General features: G+C 45.8%; 13 protein-coding genes. 7 read left to right on the forward strand and 6 right to left on the reverse strand.

Translation table 11 applies throughout. From position 1 onward, the window contains the following. Positions 1 to 69: 69 nt before the first annotated feature. The 5 genes from BN8899_RS03150 to BN8899_RS03170 form a co-directional block, all read right to left on the reverse strand. Positions 70 to 1,236 carry a FecR family protein gene (locus tag BN8899_RS03150; protein WP_065218256.1) on the reverse strand — a complete coding sequence of 389 codons (1,167 nt, stop codon included), beginning with the start codon at positions 1,234 to 1,236 and terminating at the stop codon, positions 70 to 72. Between the two features lie 88 nt (positions 1,237 to 1,324). Continuing rightward, positions 1,325 to 1,906, reverse strand: coding sequence for an RNA polymerase sigma-70 factor (locus BN8899_RS03155; protein WP_018338328.1), 582 nt, complete (start codon positions 1,904 to 1,906; stop codon positions 1,325 to 1,327). Between the two features lie 131 nt (positions 1,907 to 2,037). Further along, positions 2,038 to 2,262 (reverse strand): hypothetical protein, encoded by a 225-nt coding sequence (locus tag BN8899_RS03160; RefSeq protein ID WP_065218257.1) that lies wholly within the window; start codon positions 2,260 to 2,262, stop codon positions 2,038 to 2,040. A 483-nt stretch (positions 2,263 to 2,745) separates the two neighbouring features. After that, positions 2,746 to 4,776 carry a methionine--tRNA ligase gene (gene metG, locus BN8899_RS03165; protein ID WP_065218258.1) on the reverse strand — a complete coding sequence of 677 codons (2,031 nt, stop codon included), beginning with the start codon at positions 4,774 to 4,776 and terminating at the stop codon, positions 2,746 to 2,748. Positions 4,777 to 4,925: 149 nt separating this feature from the next. Next, entirely contained in the window at positions 4,926 to 5,981 is a 1,056-nt protein-coding gene (locus BN8899_RS03170) for a DUF3089 domain-containing protein (protein WP_148375243.1), read from the reverse strand. Positions 5,982 to 6,312: 331 nt separating this feature from the next. Between BN8899_RS03170 and BN8899_RS03175 the strand changes: the two genes are divergently transcribed. The 7 genes from BN8899_RS03175 (at position 6,313) to BN8899_RS03205 (ending at position 15,446) form a co-directional block, all read left to right on the forward strand. Continuing rightward, a complete protein-coding gene (locus BN8899_RS03175; protein WP_065218259.1) occupies positions 6,313 to 7,203 on the forward strand; it encodes a S66 peptidase family protein in 891 nt (296 codons plus the stop codon). An 86-nt stretch (positions 7,204 to 7,289) separates the two neighbouring features. After that, positions 7,290 to 9,062 (forward strand): gamma-glutamyl-gamma-aminobutyrate hydrolase family protein, encoded by a 1,773-nt coding sequence (locus BN8899_RS03180; protein ID WP_065218260.1) that lies wholly within the window; start codon positions 7,290 to 7,292, stop codon positions 9,060 to 9,062. A gap of 4 nt (positions 9,063 to 9,066) precedes the next feature. After that, positions 9,067 to 9,687, forward strand: a complete 621-nt coding sequence (locus BN8899_RS03185; RefSeq protein ID WP_065218261.1) for an NUDIX hydrolase — start codon at positions 9,067 to 9,069, stop codon at positions 9,685 to 9,687. Between the two features lie 15 nt (positions 9,688 to 9,702). Beyond that, a complete protein-coding gene (locus BN8899_RS03190) occupies positions 9,703 to 10,182 on the forward strand; it encodes a gliding motility lipoprotein GldH (RefSeq protein WP_065218262.1) in 480 nt (159 codons plus the stop codon). Further along, a complete protein-coding gene (gene trmB / locus BN8899_RS03195; RefSeq protein ID WP_065218263.1) occupies positions 10,169 to 10,909 on the forward strand; it encodes a tRNA (guanosine(46)-N7)-methyltransferase TrmB in 741 nt (246 codons plus the stop codon). Before BN8899_RS03190 ends, trmB begins: the two co-directional genes overlap by 14 nt. A gap of 16 nt (positions 10,910 to 10,925) precedes the next feature. Beyond that, a complete protein-coding gene (gene mnmA / locus BN8899_RS03200) occupies positions 10,926 to 11,999 on the forward strand; it encodes a tRNA 2-thiouridine(34) synthase MnmA (RefSeq protein WP_065218264.1) in 1,074 nt (357 codons plus the stop codon). A gap of 252 nt (positions 12,000 to 12,251) precedes the next feature. Then, on the forward strand, positions 12,252 to 15,446 hold the full coding sequence (locus BN8899_RS03205; RefSeq protein WP_148375245.1) for an ABC transporter permease: 3,195 nt from the start codon (positions 12,252 to 12,254) through the stop codon (positions 15,444 to 15,446). A gap of 135 nt (positions 15,447 to 15,581) precedes the next feature. On the opposite strand, the gene BN8899_RS03210 is transcribed toward BN8899_RS03205, so the two are convergent. Continuing rightward, positions 15,582 to 16,040, reverse strand: a complete 459-nt coding sequence (locus BN8899_RS03210) for an ML domain-containing protein (RefSeq protein WP_065218266.1) — start codon at positions 16,038 to 16,040, stop codon at positions 15,582 to 15,584. Positions 16,041 to 16,183: the final 143 nt, after the last annotated feature.

Here is a 16,183-nt window from a genome sequence, read left to right on the forward strand (position 1 = left end):
GAGTTAAATTGTTTTACAGAATCAATTTACATGATACACGAAAGGTGTTCGTAGCGCCTCTCGTGTTTTTTATCGTATTATCACTACACTATCCTTTACCTCAAAAGAAATATTTGTCGTCATCTCAATCATCTTCAACACCTTGGATACATCCTCGTATTTTGGGATCGTACCCGAGAAAAACTTCTCCTTCATTTCCGGATTCTCGATTCGGAAATCAACATTATACCAGCGAGCAAGACGCCGCAGGACGGATTCCAATCCTTCGCTCTCGAACGAGAAGCGATCTTTAATCCAAGAAGTATACAATTTAGTATTCACCTGCCGTACATCCATGCGGCAATTCTCCCACACACCCTGCTCTCCGGGCAACAACCTGACAGCTTGCCCCAACTCCTCCGCGTCCAATTCCACGCTCCCCTCAACCAGGGTTGTTGTCACCGCACTCTCGTCCGGGTATGCCGACACGTTGAACGAAGTTCCCAGCACCCGCACATCCACGCCCCGCGTAACCACCACGAAAGGATGTTCACGGTCATGAGCCACGTGGAAATATGCCTCTCCTACCAGTTCCACCTTCCGCGTATCTCCGGTAAAATGAGCCGGGTAACGTAACTCGGAAGCACTATTCACCCATACCTCCGTCCCATCGTCCAACACGATCTTGTACTCCCCTCCTCTCGGCACCCGCAGGGTATGAAATGACGGCATTTGAGAATTCCCGGTTAATTGGTATTTCAAATTACCGCTTTCATCTATCGTCAACCTCTCCCGTTCCCCGATCAGGATTGTCGTGTCTTTCATCCCCTTCAAGGGCAACACGTTCCCGTCTTCCAGAACCAGCACCGCCTGTGTTTCCCCGGGATTAATCGTGACAGGTGCCACTTCGGCTATTTTCACCCCTTCCTCCTTCGGCTGCAAGTACCAAATCGCACCCGCCACCAGTAACACCACGGCAGCCGCGGCATAAGCGATCCACTTCCTCAACAGACTTCTCTTCCTCACCTCCCGTTGCCCCATCTCTGCCGCCAACCGTTCCCAGCATTTTCCCGTGTCAAAAGAAGCAAATAACCGGACATCATCCCTCAGCATCTTTTCATCCCGCAAATCCTCCACCAACCGACGATGGTGCTCGTTCTCAGCCATCCACTCCCGAAGCACGTCCAATTCCTCCCCCGAGAGTTCATCTCTCAGGGATGCCGCTATCAAATCGTGTATTTCTTTCCGTTGCTTCATAAAATCTTCTTTACTTTACACCTGAAACACACTCATTCGACAAATGGGTGACAAGGCGACAAAAAAAATAAATACCAACAACCAATTTTTAGAAACCGGGAAAGAACATCCCGACGTAAACGAACAAATCGCCCAGGCGAACCCGCAGATAAGATTTTGCCCGTTGCTTCTGAGTCTTGATCGTGTTCAAAGAAATTCCCAACTCCTCGGCAATCTTTTTATCCTCTTGTCCGTCGATATAAGACTTTTTGAATATCTCCTTGCTTTTCTCCGGCAATTCGTCAATCGCTTCGAACAACTCCGCGATAACCTCGGCTCGGATTTGTTGGCAAAGGAAATAATCCTCATCCAATTCCTCCCGGTTCAAATTACGGTAATTCCGATCGCGTATCTCCAAATCCCGCAAGTAATTCAAGCAACGGTTCTGCACGCTATTATAAAAGAAAGTCTTTATCGTCTTGATGTTCGGGAAACCATCCCGCTCCATCTTCCAGAAAGAAAGGAATACCTCTTGCACAATATCTTCCGCCTCCTCCCCGTCCCTAACAACACGAGCCGCAAAAAAACACAAGGGTTTGTGGAAAGCCTCAAATAAAACTTGAAAAGCCTCTTGCTTTCCAAGCCTTAAACTTTCTAAAAACTCCTCCGATTGTATGTCTATAGCCTGCATCCGGTTCGTAATCTATTATTTAGATACAAAAATAATGATTATTTCGTCAATCCAAAATAAATATCAGACAACAAAAAAACGAGGCTTATTCGAAGCCTCGTTTTCAATCTTTCTATTTTTTCCAAAAGCTGTTAAGCTTTTTTCTTCGTGTTTACAATCACCTCGGGAAGACTAACGGGTCCGAAGATCGTGTCTTTTCCCACTTTTTGTACTTTGACAATTCTTGAATTTGCATTAAGATTCTCTTGCTCGGCATAAGCACACTCGATACCGTTGGTCTGAGTTTTTGCTAAACTGATACCGCCTACAAACAATGCTAACATTCCGATGCAAACTAATACAATATACTTTTTCATATCATTATTTTTTTAATTATTATTCTTATTCATTCTTGCCATATTGGCTTTTGCTTTTTCTTTCGATACAAAGGTAAGGCATTACTTAATGAAAATGAGATTATTACTGTTATACTTTAGTTGAGGTAAGGTTAAATATTTGTTAGGCTAAAAAATGACAACTATTTTTTAAGAATTACAATTCCACGCGATTAACACTGATAATCAATAGATACAGGTTCTTTCCCATTCCTGCCACCGTAGTTAACAAAATCCTAATTCGCCACCACATCCTGAAATTTTATAACAAATCGGTCAAGCAAAAAAAATGGAGGTGTGTCAAACACACCTCCTGGTCCATAATGTCCATAAAGTCGAACCTTCGGTTCTGAAAGTCCTTAAAGTCAGTCATTATGTAAATTATTGATTATCAATACAATCACCTAAAACATTTGTAACATTCCGACCTTACGACTTTATGGACATTTCGACCTTATAGACCCGTTACCGTATTTCCGATCCCGGTTTCACCTCTTTATCGGGAGTAACGAAAGAAAGAGAGCCGTCGGCATTCTCCGCCATAAGAATCATTCCCTGCGACACGATGCCTTTCAACGGTTTAGGTTCCAAATTGACCAACACGCTGACTTGTCGCCCGATCACCTCTTCGGGTGTGTAATGCTCGGCAATACCCGAAACAATCGTCCGCTGGTCGATGCCCGTATCGACGGTCAACTTCATCAACTTTTTCGTCTTAGCCACTTTCTCGGCAGCGATGATCTTGCCCACGCGGATATCCATCTTCATGAAATCATCGTAGTTGATATTCTCCTTCGCGGGGGCAGCCGTGGCTGCAGCCATCTCGTTCGCTTTCTTCGTGGCAAGCAATTTATCGACCTGTGCCTGGATCACATCGTCCTCGATCTTCTCGAACAACAACCCGGCTTGCCCCAACTCGTGTCCTGCCGCGATCACGCCGTCGCCCATCTTATCCCACTCGATCACGCCGATATTCATAAACTCACGCAACTTTTGAGAAGAGAACGGCATAAACGGTTCCATCAAAGTGGAAAGATTAGCTGAAATCTGCAAACAGATATTTAGTATCGTCTTCACTCGTCCCTCGTCTGTCTTGATGACTTTCCAGGGTTCGGTGTCGGCAAGATATTTATTCCCCAGACGGGCAAGATTCATAGCTTCTTTCAAAGCATCGCGGAAGTGGAACGTATCCAGGCTCTTCTCCACACGTCCGATGATTTGCGGAATCTCGGCAAGTACCTCCTTGTCATAATCCGTCAACTCGCCCCGTTCCGGTACCAGATTATTAAAATACTTCTGCGTCAGCACTAAAGTACGGTTGATAAAATTACCGTAGATCGCTACCAACTCGCTATTATTACGGGTTTGGAAATCCTTCCACGTGAAATCGTTATCCTTAGTTTCCGGAGCGTTGGCTGTCAGCACGTAGCGCAACACATCCTGTTTGCCCTTGAAATCCACCAGATACTCGTGCAACCACACCGCCCAGTTGCGGGATGTAGAAATCTTATCCCCTTCCAAATTCAGGAACTCGTTGGCGGGCACGTTGTCCGGCAATATATAAGACCCCTCGGCTTTCAACATCGCCGGGAAAATGATGCAATGGAACACGATATTATCCTTACCGATAAAATGGATCATGCGGGTTTCCGGGTCTTTCCAGTACTTTTCCCATTCCGGAGTAAGATCTTTCGTGGCAGAAATATACCCGATGGGGGCATCGAACCACACGTAGAGCACTTTTCCCTCGGCTCCCTCGATCGGCACGGGTACGCCCCAATCCAAATCGCGGGTCACCGCACGAGGTTGCAAACCGCTATCCAACCACGATTTACATTGCCCGTAAACGTTCGGTTTCCACTCCTTGTGCTCCTCTAAAATCCATTCTTTCAACCAACTCTCGTATTGATCCAAGGGGAGATACCAGTGTTTCGTTTCTTTCAACTCGGGTTTGTTTCCCGTGATAGCGGATACCGGGTTAATCAGGTCGGTAGCGTTCAGGCTCGTCCCGCAAGCCTCGCACTGGTCACCGTACGCCCGTTCGTTGCCGCAATGAGGGCAAGTCCCTATGATATAACGGTCGGCAAGGAATTGTCCCGCCTTCTCGTCGTAGAACTGCATGGAAGTCTTCTCGATAAATTTTCCGGCATCATAGAGTTTCTTGAAAAACGCGGACGACAACTCGTGATGCGTCTTGGAACTCGTGCGGGAATATATATCGAAAGAGATACCCAATTCCTCAAAAGAATCTTTTATGATCTTGTGATAACGATCGACAATATCCTGCGGGGTTACCCCCTCTTTTTGAGCCTTAATCGTGATCGGCACTCCATGTTCATCCGATCCCCCGATAAATGCCACATCCTCACCTTTCTTCCTCAAATATCTCACGTAAATATCAGCAGGCACGTAAACACCCGCCAAATGTCCGATATGCACGGGCCCATTCGCGTAAGGCAAAGCCGTGGTAACCAAATTTCTCTTGAACTTGCTCATATATTATTTAGAGTTTGTAAAGTTATAACGTTCATAAAATTCATAAAGCCAAAAGGAAAAAACTTTTACACTCCACGAAGTCGCAAAGTTAATAAAAATATCGCGAACATCACGTTAAAACCGGCACGCTTAATCTCAAGTCTCGCGTGTTATCTGTCCCCGCCTTTTTCCTGCTGGAAAAAAGTTGCCGCCCGCAGTTTCACGTTCTGCTGCAAGTTTCGGTAAAAAAAATTCAGTTCCACCACATGGTAGTTCCCCACGGGGAATAGTCCGGCAAGCGAAGGCGTATAGTACTCCTCCGGATTGACCCCAGATACGACCAAGGCTTTCGTTTCCTTGTCGAGGCACGCGCCAATAACGTGCGCCTGCTCGGAAGAGATGCTGCCGTCAGTCTTTATGAACACGCTCCCAAGATGGTCTTCCTTTGTAGCAGGCGTGTCATCGGTACGCCAATTTAGCGGGTTGATAGCAGCGCGGCTTCCGGCGAGCAAAGGCGGCAAGCGGTCAGGGGCAGAAACGGAGTTGAAGGTGACGAATACGCCCGTGCCCGAAGCATCGGCAGCGGGGAGCAAATAGGGCGACACGTCGCTGTCTTCCACTGGATAACCCAGCGGATAGGCGGCTATCATACGTGCATACAATTCATCGTCCATCTCCCGTTTCAGCAATTCGATAACCGCCTTCCCGCCTTGGCTGTGTCCGGCAAGGATGAAGGGGCGCCCCTCGTTCAGATGTTCCGTGTAATAACGGAAAGCGGATACGATGTCCTCGTAGGCAAGGCGGAAGCGCGATTCAATGACGGTGTCGCTTTTCATCCACGACTCGATGGTGATTTGCCGGTAGTAAGGGGCAAAGAAGTTAGCTTCGTCAGCAAAGATGCCTTTTGCCAGCCGCAAAGGACTGTCCACCGCAAGGCGGTGCAACTCGTTGCGGATGTCCATGTAGTGGCACGTGTCGCCGTTCTCGTCCACTTGGTCGAACACGCAGGTGGGAACGATGTAGAATACGTCATAGTCCTTTCCTGCAGAGTGCCCGCCGTCAAACCACGCTTCGGCTTGCACATAGTCCGGCGCATCAGGGAAAACACCACGAACCTCATCCTTTGTTTCACATCCAGACAGGATAACCGCCCATACAAGGAGGAACAAGGAAAGTAATTTCTGTTTCATAATCGTCTGTTTAATCAAGCCCCGAACAGGAGTCACCCTATGTGGCAGCCCGATTTCGGAACGGAGGCAAAAGTAATCATTTTAAGAAAATTATGCAACGAGAGTTCCCGCTAAATCATGGCATTCTTCCCCGTATTTTCTCCATGCTTTCTCTAACTATTATCCTATTGTTATTCTATTGTTGTTCTATTAAAATAGAATAACAATATATTATAACTACTTTAGTATTATTCTTATTGGTAGAGAAGTCCCCCGTAAGAGTGGGAGAAGTCCCCTATAAGTCCGCCGCAAGCAATTCTATCAATAAAGTATATCGCATTTTCAAATTAAAAGCGTACCTTCGTACAATAAAACAAATTATCGCTATATGTTACGACCTATATACCTGCAACCGGGGGATAAGGTGGCGCTTGTTTCCCCCTCGGGCATCGCGACAAAAGAACAACAGGATGCTGCGACGGCTTTGCTTACCTCGTGGGGACTGGTTCCCGTGTCGGGAGAACACGTGCTAGCGCAACACGGAAGAATGGCGGGTACCGACACGGAACGCCTGGCAGATTTACAGACCGCTCTTGACGCCGAAGACACCAGGGCAATCTGGTGCATGGCGGGAGATTACGGCACGCTCCGCATCGTTGAAGATGCCGACTACTCCGTTTTTCAAGGAAACCCCAAATGGGTAATCGGGATGAACGATATCACAGTGTTGCACTCGAAACTACACTCGTTAGGCATCGAAAGCCTTCATGCACCCATGCCTTCAAACTTGCAAGAGACAGCACCCGAAGCCTTGACCCAATTGCGAAATTTTCTATTCGGCATCGTGTCTACATATGCCACGGATGCACACCCGCTAAACCGGACAGGACTGGCGGAGGCGGAACTTATCGGGGGGATGCTGACGTGGATACACAGCCTGCACGACACGCGAATCGAACATAACACACGGGGGACGATCCTGTTTCTCGAAGACCCGTCAGACGACATTTACCAGATCGACCGGAGTATCCGCTGCATGAAATACGCGGGCAAGTTCCAACACCTGGCAGGACTCGTGGTCGGGGAATTCGGTCGGAACAACACGCCCGAATTCCGGGAAAGAGTATACCGCATCATTCACGAGGCGGTGAAAAATTACACTTACCCGGTTTGTTTCGGACTCCCGTCAGGACACGTGCGAGGCAATTACCCGCTGATACTTGGCGCGAACGTGGAACTTATCGTGCGACCCGACGGGGGAGAACTAAAGTTCCCATGACTCATGATTCACAATTTATGATTTTAGATTCATAATTTATAATGCTATTATTCAAATTCATAGCAACATTTTTAATTTGTATTTCCATGAATAATATTATTTATCCGGCAAATCTGGATACCCTATACAAGGCGGTCGATTATCGCCAAACACAAGAGCACGCACCTGTCATCGGCATCACGGCAAACTTCGAGAACGGGAATTCCTGCATCGAACACTCGTACGTGATCTCCATCCTGCAAGCGGGAGGTATTCCCGTACTCATACCCGTGCATAATGACATTGAAACATTACGGGCCACGATAGACTCTCTCGACGGGCTAATGCTCACGGGAGGCGGGGACATCAATCCCCTGTACGGGAATGAAGACCCTATTCCCGCGTTGAAGGACGTGGACGCGGCAAGAGATCAATTCGACCTGACGCTGGTAAAACTGGCAGCCGACCGCCAGATACCGATCTTCGGGATATGCCGCGGACACCAGATCATCAATATGGCGTTCGGGGGCACGAATTACCAGGATATTTACACGCAACACGAGCAACCGCCCCTGAAGCACAGCCAGACGATCAGCCGGGAATTCGGCTCGCACCGGGTAAATATCGTGAAGAACTCAACGCTCTATTCCGTGATCGGGGAAGATGCCATCACGGTCAACTCCTACCATCACCAGGCAATCAAAGAGATCGCCCCCGGTTTCCGGGTCACGGCAGCTTCCGCCGACGGGATCATCGAGGCGATGGAAGGAATGCCGGGACACCGTATCTTCAGCGTGCAATGGCACCCGGAAAAAATGGCGGTACGCCCCGACGAACAGATGATGAAGTTATTCAACTACTTCGTGAACGAGGCGACTCTGTTTAAAAAGGCGAAAGAGATTCACCGGAATATACTAATCGTCGACTCACATTGCGATACACCCATGAAATTCACGCCGGGCTTCAACTTCGGTCAACGCCACGAGGACGTGAAAGTCGACCTCCCCAAGATGCAGGAAGGCAGGGAAGATGCCGTTTTCATGGTAGCCTACCTTCATCAAGAGAGCCGGGACGAGAATACATCGCGAGCCGCGACACAAAAGGCAATCGACATCCTGTACCAAATCACGGAACAAGTGAAGCAAAATCAATCACAAGTAGGCATCGCTTACAACGTGGACGATTTGCTCTACCTGAAAAACGCCGGGAAGAAAGCCATCTTCCTCGCCATCGAGAACGGGTACGCCATCGGGAAAGACATTGCCAATCTCTCTATGTTCAAAGACATGGGTATCACGTACATCACCCTGTGTCATAACGGCAGTAACGATATATGCGATTCCGCGAAGGGCGAACCGGAACATGACGGGCTGAGCGACTTCGGGCGGGAAGTGGTGAAAGAGATGAACCGCTTGGGTATCATCGTGGATATTTCACACGCCAACGCGAAGACCGTGCAGGACGTGTTGGAAATCAGCAAAGCCCCGATCATCGCCTCCCACTCGTCGGCAAGAGCGCTATGCGACCATCCCCGCAACCTGACGGATGACCAGATACGAGCCATTGCCGCCAAAGGGGGCGTCGTGCAAGTATGCCTGTACAACTGGTTCCTGAGTAAACAACCGAACCCGACCATCCTGGACGCCGTGGCCCATATCAACCACATCGTCCGCCTCGTGGGCATCGACCACGTGGGCATCGGCACGGACTTTGACGGCGACGACACGGAAAAACTGATTGGCTGCCGTGCCGCCAACGAGATCATCAACCTCACCGTGGAACTCCTGCGCCAAGGCTACACGCCGGAAGAATTGCATAAACTGTGGGGGGATAATATCCTGAGAGTGTTGAACACGGTACAAAACTTAACCATCGAGTGACACCGTGACAATTGAAACGATACAAAAGGTTTTAACGCGTGAGCTGCCCGGGGCGGCGGCACACGCTCTCATGACTCCCGAACCTCATTACGTGAAGGGAGTGGAGGGACGGCATCCTCATCCCCCGGTAGACAGTGCCGTGCTCCTGCTTCTAATTCCTTACCGGAAGGAATGGGTAATTCCCTTTATTCAACGCACATCCGTGGGGAAGTATCACGGGGGACAAATCGCCTTGCCGGGAGGGAAAGTAGAACCGGAAGACGTGAACGCCCGTGGTGCAGCCTTGCGGGAATGCCACGAGGAAATAGGCGTGAAAACGAAAGATATCACGATTATCAGAAGCCTGAGTGACGTGTATATCCCGTTAAGCAACTTTAATATAACGCCCTTTATTGGAACTATTCCGAAAATGCCTAATTTCGCGCTCTCGAAAGATGAAGTCGAGGAAGTGATACTCATCCCGTTAAATGATTTACTTGATGACAAGAACAAAACATCGCGTTTGCTCTATCGGCACGATCAACAGATTGTTGCCCCGGGCTATAAAATTGGAGATCATTTTATCTGGGGAGCCACGGCAATGATCATCGCGGAACTCGAAACATTACTGAAAAACGAGCAATAACGACAGAAATACGATATGAAAAAGAAGCTTTGTATTTATACCCTATTCCTCCTATCGTGCTGCATGGCTTGTAATATCTCCCCCAACCCGGGAATTTACAAATCCATTGCCCGTGAAACCTGGGACAGGGACAGTAATTACAAGTTCGAATTCAATATCACGCAACCGGGGACTTACGTGGTGAGTACCTGCGTCCGCCACTCGACGGATTATAAACAGCATAATTTAAGTTGCCACCTCACGGTTTCACATCCCGGTTTGATGACCGTCAAGATGAATCCGGATATTATCTTGGCAAATGAAAACGGAGAATGGCTCGGGCAAGGGCTAGGTGGACTAAAAACCATAGTACATTCTTCCGATCAAGTGCTCCACTTGGATTCCACGGGGATCTACACGGTAGAAATAAGCCACCGGATGAAAGAAAAAGAACTGAAAGGAATTAAAAATATAGGAATTAAACTCTCATCATATAAAATTAATGGCGAAGAATAAGCTGGCAAAATTTGCAGAAATGGAAACACTCGACAACGTGTTTCAACCCAAGCATAACGAGGTTTTCCGCACGGATTACAAGCTAAAAGGGAAATGGGGGAAGCAAGTATTCGGCAACGACCACCCGATCGTGCTGGAAGTGGGATGCGGTAAAGGCGAGTATTCCGTGGGATTGGGAGAACTCTACCCGGAAAAGAACTTTATCGGTTTGGACATCAAAGGCGCCCGGATGTGGACGGGAGCCAAAATAGCTCAAGAAAAGGGGATGAAGAACGTGGTATTCCTGCGAACCCATGCCGAAGTGCTCGAATCGGTATTCGCCCCGGGGGAAATATCCGAGATATGGATTACCTTTCCCGACCCACAAATGGCAAAGGCTCGCAAGCGCCTCACGGGAACACGCTTTCTCTCGCTCTACAAAAAGATGTTGACGGAAGACGGCGTTATCCATCTTAAAACGGACAGCCCTTTCCTGTACCGATACACGGATGAACTCATCCGCCTGAACCACTTGACCGCATTCGTCAACACGGACGACCTTTACGGGATGGGGCTGGATGACAAGATTCTAGGGATCAAAACCTTCTACGAACAGCAATGGTTATCGCGGGGAAAAAAGATCAAATACTTGAAGTTTACCCTATCCGGTTCCGGCGAACTCACCGAACCCGACATCGACATCGAGAAAGATGATTACCATAGCGAAGCAAGATTCATGAGTAAATAATTGAAAAATCTAAAATATGAAAGTTCTAATGGCGATGAGTGGCGGGATAGACAGTACGGTTGCCGCTATGTTGTTACAAGATCAAGGGTACGAGTTGGTTGGGGTAACTTACCGGGTGTACGATCAGATCTCGCAAGCCTGCATGGAGAAAGAGAAGGGATGTTGCAGCGTGAACGCGATCTTCGAGGCAAAACATATGGCTCAACAAATGGGCTTTGAACACCATATTTTAGATATTCGCCAGGATTTCAAAGATTTGGTGATTCGCAATTTCATCGACGAGTACCTGCAAGGGCATACACCAAACCCTTGCGTCCTCTGCAATTCCACGATCAAGTGGGGCAAGTTGATCGAAATGGCAGACGAACTCGGTTGCGACTATATCGCTACCGGGCATTACGCCCGTATCGGGCAACAGGACGGACGCTATTTCCTCCGCAAGGGCGTGGACGAAACGAAAGACCAAACTTACTTTCTATGGACTCTGACGCAGGAGAATCTCGCCCGTACCCTATTTCCCCTGGGAGAACTGACAAAAACCGAAGTCCGGAAAATCGCCCTCGACAAGGGACACGAGAAGTTATCCAAGAAAACCGAAAGCCAGGAAATATGCTTTATCCCGGATAACGATTACCGAACCTTCCTCGCCGAGAACGTGGAGAACTTTGCCGAAACATACGGTCCGGGATTATTTGTAGACACCTCCGGCAAACTCCTGGGTGAACATCGCGGGTTTCCCAATTACACCATCGGGCAACGCAAGGGGTTGGGAATCGCCCTGGGGCATCCCATGTTCGTGGTAGCGATCGACCCGAAGAAAAACGAAGTCGTGCTCGGCACCCGCGAGGAACTGACAGGCAAAAGCTTCCGGGCAAAGGACATCAACCTCATGAAATACGCCTCCCTCCCCGACGGCTTCGAGGTCAACGCTAAAATCCGTTACCGGAACCGAGGCGCACAAGCCTCCGTTTATCACGAGAACGACCTGCTGCGGGTGGAATTTCACGAGGGAATGGATTCCATCACCCCCGGACAAAGTGCCGTTCTATATGAAGGCACAGATGTCGTGGGAGGTGGCATTATCATATAGAATTTACAAAAAAATAACGGATATTAGGCGAAGTTCGAAAACGTCCCCCTTAATTCGTGCAAACATGGATTATTTGTTTAAATTTGCAAAAGACATTCCACGAATTAATTAAAATTTACCGCTATGCACCTCCAGAACACAAGAGTCATTGCTTCTCACACGTTCAAACTTCTCACACGGAATCGTTTGTTGCAACTTTTTTTTCTTTTCACATGGCTTTGTATCGTGTACGTACAGATCATAAATCAAAGCATGGATGGAAGAAATATAAAATACTTGGCTTCTTTCTTTCCTTACATGAATGTTTTCTTGTTCACGCTTTTTCAAACGTTGCCCCTTGTCGTGGCTGCAAGTTCCTTCTTGAATAAAAGCCAAAAAATCGACACGATGGAAGTAATTTACTATCATCCCGCAAGCAATGCAGAGCACGTTTGGGGAACTTTCCTGGGATTCTCAGGCATATTCGGTTTAACAGCAGTGATATCTACCGTTTTGGGCGTGCTAACTCGAGTAAATGCAGGTTATTTCTTTTTTAGCCTGTTGCTAGACTATTTTTACTTGTTCACATTACTCGTACCTACCATTGTATTTTTAACAGGTTTATCCTTCTGGGTGAACAGTTGGATTAAAAACCAGATATTGTGTCAATTACTACTACTGAGTTACGTGGGATTGACACTTTATACCGTGGATTATGGCAAAGGAATCCTTGATTTTTGGGGAATGACTTTACCCGCCACTTTTTCCGATTTCACGGGACATCCGAATTTAGGACACTACCTATTGCAACGGGGAAGCTGGTTATGCCTAGGATTGGGATTAATACAAGTAACCGTACTCCGTTTCGAGAGACTTCCTAATACCCCCATAAAAGGTAGAGAAAAAGGATTGGCGACTGTTTTATTAGCATTAGGAATAATATCCTTGTTCTCCTTTTGGACCATCAATCATGCAAATGATGTTTCCCGACAAAAATATATCGCCACCTATGATAAATACGAGTCCCACCCCAAGGGCTCTCTCGTGAGCCAGTCTATTCACTACACTCAGCGAGGTGATAAAATGAGCGTAAACAGTGAATTGATGATACGCAACTCTTCCGACACAGAGATTCAGGAATTGCTTCTTTACTTGAATCCGAGTTTACAAGTAACTTCCTTGTCGAGCGAAAACGGAGAATTACCTTTCGAGCGAGAAAACCAAGTAGTACGGGTGAAATATACTTTGACTCAAGGAGATTCTCTGCGAATTTACATAACCTACAAAGGGCAAATAGACGAGAACATATGTTACCTGGATATCCCTCTTGAAGAACTGGAGGAAACGAGCAAGAAAGCATACGGGACTTGTCGTTATGGCAAACGGTATGCCTTTTTAGAACGAGAATACACCCTACTTATCCCCGAGGCTTTATGGTATCCCGTAACGGTTCCTCCCGTAAATTCCCAGACACGATTCAAAGTATCTAAAAACCTCTCTCACTATACCTTGCAAGTAGAATTACCAAAAGGTCAAACCGTGATATCACAAGGAAGAAGAAGCCGGGTAGGGCAAGATATCGTTTTTAAAAATGACATCCCTTTAACAGGGATCTCTTTGTGTATGGGGAATTACATAACGAAGCGAATCGAAATGGACTCAACTGTCTACGAGTTGAATATTTTACGGGAGCATAAAAAGCTACTTCATGCCCTATGGAACGATAAAAAGGTCCCTGCCGCAGATATGATATTTTGGGTACGAGAGAAGGCGGAAAGGGTAATGGGAAAACGTTACCCATACACCCGTTTCATACTGACGGAAACCCCAATTAGTTTCACGTCTTATTCCCGAAACGAACGGGGAGGGAGCGGTCTCGTACAACCGGAATTGTTATTTTTCGCAGAAAATGGTCTTGGGATAGGTGGAACATTGCTATCGGCACGTGACATGAAATACTTTTTTAATTCTTTCTTTTTCAAAAAAGAGAAGAGCGTGACATCATTTTCCTGGAATAAATTACTGGGAATAGACTATCTAAGAAATTTGAGGCACCCATACCTTCCCTCAGGCAGGGAGAGGATTGTTCCTAATAATTATTATATCGGTCCCTTATTTTACAATCAATCGGTGGTAATCAACTCGTCTACTTACGCTTATATCGATCCATTGATTAACGTCATTTTACAAGATAACAATCTATCCCAAGAAGACAGATGGCAGAAATTCAATTCTAAATTAGAGGAAGAGGCTATTTATTACACTCGAACACATAACCTAAAAGAAGCATTCGAGGATAAATCTTTACGCTTCGAAGTGTTGAACGTGCTAATGACTTTGAAGGGACGGGAACTCGTGGGGCTGTTCGACACAAAAGGAGTGGTTATCGACAGCGTTATCTCTTTTATCGCAAGATTCCAAGACAGGTACCAATTCCAAGAAGTTGATTTTGACGTGCTCGAACGGGAATTCGCAGAACGATTCGGAGTGAGCTGGAGCGATGTATTGCGATCGTGGATCGAGAAGAAAGGGGTACCACAATACCTCGTAAAAGGAGAAAAAAGTTACCTCGTGAAAACTCCTTATGGGGAAAAATGGCGGAGAAAATTTGCCATCTTTAATGATAGCGAGGTCGATGGGATAGTGTTCGTAAAGACTTTTGTGCTAACTGTAGGAAAAGAATTCCTCCCCGTTGAAGAGGCTGTGTCCAACTTGAAAAATACAACCGAGTATAAAGCTTACGAAATAAAAGCAAATTCCGGGATCGAAGTCGTAGCTCATGAAAAGTATAATCTGAACTTAAAGATAAATTTACTATTGAATATCGCTCGTAATTTACCGAGAGAAGAGTTTTTGATTGGCTATCACATTTATCACGAGGATACAATACAATACACTCGTGCGATCGGAAAAGATTACTTCATATCTGATTCCAACGAGATCATCGTGGATAACGAAGATGCCAATTTCAAGATCATTCAGTCGGGACCCCGGATTCGATTAGGAGATTATTTCCACGAAAAGTCGTTGAAACCCTGGGAAAAATATGTGAATTTATCGAATGAAATGATATTCGTAACTGATAAATGGAAATGGCTCGCAAATAGTGGTTATGGAAAAATAGTTAAAAGCCATTTAATAAAACAAGCTGGAACTGGAAAAAAATGCTTAGAATGGAATACACGACTTGACAAGAAAGGGAAATATGAAATATTTGTTACCATTAATGGAAGCTATATTCCCCGTTTAAGTGAGCCTCAAAATCAATATTACTTTTTAATAAATGGAAATAAAGAACATGAATTACAATTACTAGATGTTCTGAAAAATGAAGGACAATGGCGATCCCTAGGTGTTTTTGATTTGCAAGCAGGAACGTGTAAATTAATTCTTACAGACAAAGGAATCGAGGGACAAACAATAGACGGGGATGCAGTGAAATGGATTTACTTAGGGGAGAATGATTAACCTACATAAAACAATATCAAGAACTATAAAAGAGAATCTTTTTTTATTAAAAAGCAAATTCTTGTAGTCAGTTGAATTAAAATTCAATATTGACTACAAGAATATTGCTTGTCACCATTCGGATATTTAATAAAATTAATCTAAATTATCATCAACATAGAAAGAACATTCCCCTCCTGCTATATCAACACCATCTTCATTCGTAAATATAACTCTAAATGTACCAGAAGTAAAGAATGGTGATGGAAGAGCGATAGATAATTGTACCCAAAAAATATCTCCCGGTTTAAGTGGCAACGCACAATTATGCACACAATAAGAAATATCTTCAGGATATGGTATAGGTACAGTAACCCCCATAGCCGTTACCGTAATTTTAGCCTTAAGACTTGAAACATAACATGGTGTTGTTGCACAGAAATACATAAGTTTTCTTTCCGATGTTGAGAAATGAATAGGCTGTGTTTCATCGCCCTCTACAACCCACGAATCAAAAGCATAACCAAAAGGCAAAGAATTGAAATTAATTGCAAAAGCAATACTACACGTCATAATAATAATGACGAACACGATTAATTGTTTAATTCTTTTCATGGTAATTCTATTTAAAAGTTAGCAATAATAAAAAATACGAATAAAATTAATACGTGTTATTTGTTTTCTGCCTTTATTATGTGATCCGCAGAAAAATACCAATGTACAGCATTACCAATCCTGGATTACCCCTTCTCATATCC

The sequence above is a fragment of the Butyricimonas sp. Marseille-P2440 genome, from assembly GCF_900091675.1.
Taxonomy (GTDB): domain Bacteria; phylum Bacteroidota; class Bacteroidia; order Bacteroidales; family Marinifilaceae; genus Butyricimonas; species Butyricimonas synergistica.